Source organism: Serratia sp. 506_PEND (genome assembly GCF_001076875.1).
In the GTDB taxonomy this organism is placed as follows: domain Bacteria; phylum Pseudomonadota; class Gammaproteobacteria; order Enterobacterales; family Enterobacteriaceae; genus Serratia; species Serratia marcescens.
The window spans coordinates 23,320-30,380 of sequence record NZ_JVEL01000532.1; the positions used below are offsets into that span (position 1 = coordinate 23,320).

Sequence of the window (7,061 nt, forward strand, 5' to 3'; positions counted from 1 at the left end):
CACTGATGCTGATGATCTTGTACTAAAGTAAACGTTTCAATAACCAACAGGAGCCAGAATGGAAATTGCAATATGTGATGCCACTGACATCCCGGAATTGGCAGCTTTGTTCGTAGAAATGGAGTCATATTATTTCGGTGAGGGAAACGTCAATTATGAAGAGATGCAGCGCTATCTTTCAGAAAAAGTTTTCTCCACCTACTCCGGAGTGACGATTATAGGGGTTCGAAAGGAAGGAATTCTGGTGGGGTTTGCTACTTTCAGCCTGTTATTCCCCGCTCCACGCTGCAGTGGCCAGGCATTCATGAAGGAGCTTTTTACATCAGAAACAGCCAGAGGAAAGGGCGTCGGGAGAGCTCTGATTCAATTCATTGCAACTTTCGCCCTAGAACATGGATGCTCTCGTCTCGATTGGACAGCAGAAGAGTCAAATCCAAAAGCCGGGGAGTTTTACCTGTCAATCGGTGCGTCCCTAATCGAAGAAAAACAATATTTCCGCCTGGAAGATAAAGATTTGAAAGCATTTGCCAGTACATTGAGCCCAGACAGAGCGTAACTGAGTAACTGACCGGCAATAACTGCCACGCCGCACGGCGGCTTGTCTGCTGACGGCAGCGCACAAAAACCAGTTTTGTACGCCGCCGTCCAGCTCGGGTTTCAGACCTACAAATATTTCTTAAACGACGCTGTCGTCACTGTCACCGCAATACCGAGCAGGATAGCTGCCGGCAACAACAGCAGATTGGGATATACCGCCGTTGGCCAGGACAGATACAGCATGCAGGGAATATAGATAGCCGGCTGAACCATACGTTTCGCATGATGGTAGACAAAGCTGGACTCATAGCCAGCGCCATAACGACGGATATCACGCCGCCCCAGGCCTTCTGTCAGCGCAACCAGGACCACCAGGATAAACAGCGGGATGGACAGCACCAGAATGGTCACCCGCACCAGAGTGATGACGGTGACGTACACCGTCGCCATCAGGTACTCTTTAAGCGTGGCGGCCAGCCAACCACTCCAGCTGTTCAGCTCCCTGGCAACGGCATTCTGGCTGTGTACCTGCGTGTCATACGCACGTTGGATCCAGTCCAAAAAGCCACTGTCAACGAAGGTCCATTGATACGCCATCATAATCCAACGGGTGACGGTCACCGAGGGTTCAGACAGCAGCAGACTGCGCGTAAACTCTGAGGACAGGTACCCCAACTCGGTGTTCATCACCGCTTCACTGTGCGACGCACCCAGCTCTGGCCAGAAGAAGGCCATCCCGACATATTCAATCACCAGGCTCACGAACAACGAGGCAAAGAACATCCCGATCAGCATCCATGGCCAGCCCCACAGCAGGTTATAAAGCAGCCCGTGCTTACGGGGTTCAGCCGCCTGACGCGGCTGCGTATTATCCGCCTGCGCCATTTAATCCTCCTTGCATGACCACATCCGGCATCACAGTGCTTGCTGACCACCAGGACTCACTGGTGCGGTAGTTACGCTGCATCTCCTCGGCGATTTTCTGCAGATTTGCTGGCATCAGGACATCATCACCGTCACCGCTCGGCAGCGGCATACGAATTTTCCACAACTGACCGCCTTCCAGCAGCGCGAACGCCTGGCCCTTCGGCAGGTTGATCACATCTGCCGGCATCAGCAGCGGCGTTTTCACTGTGCCGACACGATCCTGAGTGCTGGACGTGAAGTCTTGCCCTTTCTCGACGTCGGCCGTATCAGCGTGCCCCGACACCAGGGTTTTGGTGTAAATATCGACCTCCGGGAGCTGTGTCGTCAGCAGCTGTGCGGTCCGATTCTCGCGCACACGCAGCATGATCAGGGTATTGAAGTTACCCGTGACCTGGGCAGCCTTGGCGGTACTGCCGATGCGCGCCTCAATATCTGATTCGGTTTGCGTGTAGGCCGTCACCTGCATGCCGGCGCCGCCACCTTTGTTGATAAGAGGGATAAATTCGTCCCCCATGAGCTCGTTAAACTCATCGCAGTGCAGGTTGATCGGCAGTTTGCCGTCAGCGCGAGTCGGCAACCCGCCATGCATGCCGTGTTTATAGATATGACCGGCCACGGACACCAGATCAGCAAACATGCTGTTGCCGACGGCAGAAGCGACCACACCGTCCGACAACGCATCCAGTCCGACGTAAACAATGCCGCGCTTGCGGATGACCTGCTCCCAGTCAAATATCGGCCGGGGGTCATTCATGTCCATGTAGTTCGGCGCCAGCAGCTCTGCCGTTTTGCCGGTGGTGAGTTTTTCCAGCAACGGCAGCAGTGACGCCACAATTTTATCGAAATAGGTGCGGTCATAGCGCACCGCACTGCGCAGTCCATCCAGAATAGGGTCATACAGCTGCTTGCCGGCTTCCGAGCTCAGGGCCATTTCAACCGCGAATATTTTGACCGCGTTCGGTTGTCCCTGCATGTTGCGCGGCACATCCTCCTCCGTCAGCACCTTCAGATTGTTATCGATCTGCTGCTGCAGTGCCGGCATACGCGTTTCAATCACCTTTTTCGCGTAGGTCTCATACAGTTCACTGATGTTGTTCACATAACGGGTGATCAGGGTGTAGTCCGGTCGCTGCCCCAGGGCGACCAGGGCACGCGCGACGATGTTGACGAATCGCCAGGCGAACTCGCGGAACGCCGCACTGTTACCCTCCCCACTCAACTGCCCGGAGATACGGCCAGCTACCTCGGAGACGCGCTCAAAACGCCCGACGGCGTTATAGCGTGCCGAGATATCCGGCCAGCCCAGGTGGAAGATGAACAGCTCATCCCCACGGCCGGCACGGTGGGCTTCAGCCCAGACCCGTCGCAACAGGTCCGCATCGCCTTTCGGATCAAACACAATGGTGATGTCACCGCGGCGAATATCCTGGGTGATCAGCAACTCTGCCAGGCGCGTTTTGCCCACCCGGGTGGTCCCCAGCACCAGGCTATGCCCTACGCGTTCGCCAAGCGCCATCGAGACATCGAGCTCATCGGGTTCAATACCATGGATCGCCGGGTTCCCCCCGACCGGTGGCAGCGGCCTGACCGGATTGAGCGGGGAGTCCTTGCGCAGCAGCTGGGACAACCACGGCAGGGTGTATTCGGTTTTAAGCTCCAGCCGGCGCGCTATCTGGTACATTTTTGGCGGCTGAACATACTTCTCAACCTCTGGACGACGGGTGTCCATCAGGCGCTGGGTGTGCTTTTGCTGCCAGCGAAAACCCCGCCCCAGGAACAGTCGCTGCCGACTAACCGGGATCTGTCGGCTTCCCATGACATAGCGCGGTAACCGACGCAGGTTACGGCGATAGCGGATCACCCGCATCCCCTGGCGCGCACGTACGGCAGACAACACTGCAAAGCTGCCGGCGGTGACATAGCTCACCTCTGGCGCCAGCGCTACCGACCAGGGCGCTATCGCACAAACCACAGCGGCGGCCCCTGACACAATCGCCGTATTGAGCTCCACTGCAGGGCGCAGCAAGGCTTCCATCACATGCCGGTTACTCATGGCGGCCTTCCTTGTCATTCACGGTTTCACCAGACTGGAGGGTTATGTTGCGCTCCCCTTTTGCATTGATAGATCCGTAGTAAACAGCGCTCCGACTCATCTGGCGGCGCCTGATCAGCAAAGAAAACAGTTCGACCAACAAACCCAATGCGACCAGCCCACTCCCGATGACGATAATCAGGTGCCTCTCCTTCGCAGCAACCTCTGCAAACGCCTGCGGATAAGGTTTACAGTCCCGTTTTTTAATCGGCACCGCCGACGATTCAGTCAACGGTTTTAAGTCAGGGGCATCTGGATACGGACAAGGCTGAACCATCACCATCCCGTCGGGGGCTGCACGGTAATTTTGCGCAATGTTGGCCATGCGTGAGGCAACCTTCTGCCCGCCGGAATCACCGAGCGTTGAGACAAAAAACATGAAGCCTATAACAGCCAGCACAACGCCAGGCCAGACCAACAAGACTCTGAGAACCGCAGACAGAAAGCGGATAGCCACAACAACATAATTAGGCTGATGAAACATTTGAGGTACTCCGTTTGGTTACCGTGCTCCCAGGCAGAAATGACAACCACTCCGCATTGCCGGCAAGCAACGCAAGCAGCTTCTGGCCACTGACCAGGTGCACGTGGGGATGGTTCTGCAGCAAAGCCCGGCTCAGCTGGCCGGTACGGCCGGTATGAATGAAAAAACCCTGACAGTGGTGATGCCGCAGCAACGCGCCGAAACTCTTGATATGGGACGGTGTGATGGCCCGGCCATAACGTTTGGCCTGGATGAGGTATTTTTGGTCACCGATGATGACCTGACCGTCCAGGCCACCGTCACCGCTGTAGGAGGTATTGCGGATAACCGCATACCCCTGACGCTCGAACGCCAGGAGCAGCAGCTCTTCAAAAACGAAGGGATTGATTTTGCGCAGGTACGCCAGACGTTGGCCATCGCCGCCCAACTGGGGCAGTCGCTGCAGAACGCGGGCAGCAGCCGCACGGTAACGCCGGTGGCGGCGTACGGAGGCCGACTCACGGCCACGCAGATTGAGCGTGGCCATCACAGAAATAAACAGCCCTATCAAGAAGATAGCCAGCACCGGATTCGCCATCAGCGCGATACCGACATGCTGCGGAGACATCATGGTGTGACCTGCTGGGACAAACCGGTGTCGGTGATAAGTACCGGGTAATTCGACAGCTGCAGCCGGCGCGCCAACTCACTGCCGGAGGCTGGCGCCATCGGCACACCTGGCGCCAGCTCACGCAGCGCCTGCAGGGCAGGCAGGTTGCTGACGTTAACGACGAGACCCGCAGCGTGCAGGGACTTGAGTTGTTCAGCGTGCGCCTGCAGCCAGATACGGCTGGCGTCGTCATCACCCACAATGAACAGCGCGCCAATCCCCGGTAACTGCAGCGGTCTGTCAGCCACATCGCCGGGCGTAAGTTCTGGCGTTGCCACAGGCAACGCGGCCGCCTCGGCCTCAGCGGGCGATGCTGGCGCCGGCGGCACGACCGGAGACGATTGCGCCCCCTCCTGACGGTTGATACCTTCAAAATACGACGAAGCATCTTCACCACCGATATCGGCGATCACGTTCAGGTTGGCCAGCGCCGTGGTGGTCACCAGACTCAGGCCGAACAGCAGGAAATTCACTTTTTTCATGATTATGGGTTCCTCAGCATGAATTCCAACTCTGCTACGCGCTGCTCGGCATTTTCCGCGCGTTCTTCCTGAGCCAGTGCCTCCGGCGTAAACCCCGATTGCAGCTGAGACTCCAGTTCCCCGATGCGCTGATGCGATTTTTCCAGCGCTGCAAACACAGCGAGTACGTCAGCACTGGCAACAACGGTGTTGCGTTCTGCCAGGTTTTTAATCATCTCAAGCGTTTTCATGCGTCCTCCTGCTCATGGCCATCGAGCAGCTCAAGCAAAGCGCCGATGACTTCAGGGTTAGCGGCATGCATCCATCCAACGGTGATTTTCCCGCCTTTCGACTGCTGCCATGTAGCCAGCGCCGCCGGCAATTGGTCTTTCTGGTCTTTCAGTTCTTCCAGTTGCTTCGTCAAACTCACGTTCATCATGCTTACTGGCTCCGTGGTTCAACCCACGTCAGCGCCGCCGTTTGTGCCGGTAACGCCGTGGGCGTGGGGGTTGTACTGACCACCCGGTTCGGGGCGGATGCCCTGCCGTTCAGGCGTGCCAGCTTGCCGCTCACGATGGATTTATACCGGGCAGCGGGCGCACCGCCGGCGGGATGGTGATAACACCCGGCGGCAACCAGCCAGCTCCCAGGGTTGCGGTCATAGCATTCCCGCAGGATGGCCGCCGCCGCGTTGAGATTGGTGTACGGATCAAACGCCGCCCAGGTCGAGGTGAAGTGATGGCCGTTCCAGCCCAGATTGACCTGGGCAATCCCGACATCGATGCGTTTGCGAGGATGTGTTTTCAAAAAGCGCTGCAACGCTTCCCAGGCCTGCAGGCGGCTGGCGTAGCGATACCCTTTGCCAGCCACGTTGATGGTCCAGGGCCAGGGACGCTCAACATCCGGGGCCGGCCCGGCCCCGCGGGTCACCGAAATGATGCTTTTCGGCGCCATCGATGTCTCGGCCAGCGCCACCGAATACAGGGATTCCGGAGGAACCCCGTGACGCAGCGCCACCTCCCGATAGCCGGAAGGGACCTGCTGGGTAGCAGCATGAACGGCTCCTCCCCCCACAGAGGAGAGGAAGGCAAACAGGGGCAATAGCCCCCGGGTCAGAACGCGGCGAGTGTCCATCCGTTTTCCCCTTGTTGCAGCACCACGGGCATCAGGCCGTTGCCGAACTTCATCCAGCGGCCACCGTCATGATTGAGCGTGATTTGACGTGCGCGCACCTTGTCGATGGGAATGTGATGCGCCCGGGCCCAGTCACGCAGCAAGCTGTCATTGCCCTTGCTGTCGACCAAGTAAATGTCGACCGGCCGGTTATCTGCCAGCACCGCCGCCAGCCGAGCATCACACTGACCGCAGTCCTTCGCTTTCACGAACAGCGCCAGTCGCCCACCGGTGTCATGGGCAATACCCGCCGCATTCCCCATGTTGACCGGCAGCACACCAAGGCGCTGCCAGGCCGCATCCACCTCACGCTGGAACCTGAGTTCTTTCTCGGTGCGGGCGAACTCCTGCTTTACCCACTGCTCGGCGTACTTTTTACGCTCGGCATCGCTCTGTGCCTCGATGCCAAGGGCAGTTAACGGATCAAGCCCCGGAGACTGCGTCCCGCGAGGGCCATCCATCAACTGCTGATAACGCTGGTATTCCTCCCCACTGAGCCCCCACTGCCTGCCCTGCTGCGCCGTCTTGTTGGCCTGGCTCTGCTGAATCTCGCTCAGAGTTGACTGGCTGTTCTCGNTGGCCGTCTGCTGCGCCGCCTGTGATAACGGGCTCAGTAGCATCAGGGAAATCACGCTGTATTTCAGTTTCATCACGCTCTCCTTATTGGGCGCTGACGGTCTGCAGGCGGCCGTTCACACGAAACGTCGCCTGCCCGTAGCCAGCACTGACCAGGGTCCA

General features: G+C 58.0%; 10 protein-coding genes. 1 reads left to right on the forward strand and 9 read right to left on the reverse strand.

Annotated elements, in window-relative coordinates; genetic code table 11:
- Positions 1–58: 58 nt before the first annotated feature.
- Entirely contained in the window at positions 59–556 is a 498-nt protein-coding gene (locus tag ADK28_RS22630) for a GNAT family N-acetyltransferase (RefSeq protein ID WP_048796736.1), read from the forward strand.
- Positions 557–663: 107 nt separating this feature from the next.
- Here ADK28_RS22630 and ADK28_RS22635 read toward each other — a convergent pair whose 3' ends face one another.
- The 9 genes from ADK28_RS22635 to ADK28_RS22675 are packed head-to-tail and all read right to left on the reverse strand — an operon-like array spanning position 664 to position 6,973.
- A complete protein-coding gene (locus ADK28_RS22635; RefSeq protein WP_048796737.1) occupies positions 664–1,422 on the reverse strand; it encodes a TIGR03747 family integrating conjugative element membrane protein in 759 nt (252 codons plus the stop codon).
- Complete coding sequence (traD, locus tag ADK28_RS22640; RefSeq protein WP_048796738.1) at positions 1,406–3,517, reverse strand: type IV conjugative transfer system coupling protein TraD; 2,112 nt, start codon at positions 3,515–3,517, stop codon at positions 1,406–1,408. Before traD ends, ADK28_RS22635 begins: the two co-directional genes overlap by 17 nt.
- Complete coding sequence (locus tag ADK28_RS22645) at positions 3,510–4,040, reverse strand: hypothetical protein (protein ID WP_048796739.1); 531 nt, start codon at positions 4,038–4,040, stop codon at positions 3,510–3,512. Before ADK28_RS22645 ends, traD begins: the two co-directional genes overlap by 8 nt.
- The gene (locus ADK28_RS22650) at positions 4,024–4,650 is read right to left on the reverse strand and encodes a restriction endonuclease (RefSeq protein WP_048796740.1); all 627 of its coding nucleotides are present in this window, start codon (positions 4,648–4,650) and stop codon (positions 4,024–4,026) included. Before ADK28_RS22650 ends, ADK28_RS22645 begins: the two co-directional genes overlap by 17 nt.
- Positions 4,647–5,171, reverse strand: coding sequence for an integrating conjugative element protein (locus ADK28_RS22655; RefSeq protein ID WP_048796741.1), 525 nt, complete (start codon positions 5,169–5,171; stop codon positions 4,647–4,649). The genes ADK28_RS22650 and ADK28_RS22655 overlap by 4 nt, the downstream gene beginning before the upstream one ends.
- 2 nt (positions 5,172–5,173) lie before the next feature.
- On the reverse strand, positions 5,174–5,401 hold the full coding sequence (locus ADK28_RS22660; RefSeq protein ID WP_048796742.1) for a hypothetical protein: 228 nt from the start codon (positions 5,399–5,401) through the stop codon (positions 5,174–5,176).
- Entirely contained in the window at positions 5,398–5,589 is a 192-nt protein-coding gene (locus tag ADK28_RS22665) for a hypothetical protein (RefSeq protein WP_048796743.1), read from the reverse strand. The genes ADK28_RS22660 and ADK28_RS22665 overlap by 4 nt, the downstream gene beginning before the upstream one ends.
- Positions 5,590–5,591: 2 nt before the next feature.
- Positions 5,592–6,284 (reverse strand): transglycosylase SLT domain-containing protein, encoded by a 693-nt coding sequence (locus ADK28_RS22670; RefSeq protein ID WP_048796744.1) that lies wholly within the window; start codon positions 6,282–6,284, stop codon positions 5,592–5,594.
- Positions 6,263–6,973, reverse strand: coding sequence for a TIGR03759 family integrating conjugative element protein (locus ADK28_RS22675; RefSeq protein ID WP_048796745.1), 711 nt, complete (start codon positions 6,971–6,973; stop codon positions 6,263–6,265). The genes ADK28_RS22670 and ADK28_RS22675 overlap by 22 nt, the downstream gene beginning before the upstream one ends.
- Between the last annotated feature and the right edge of the window lie 88 nt (positions 6,974–7,061).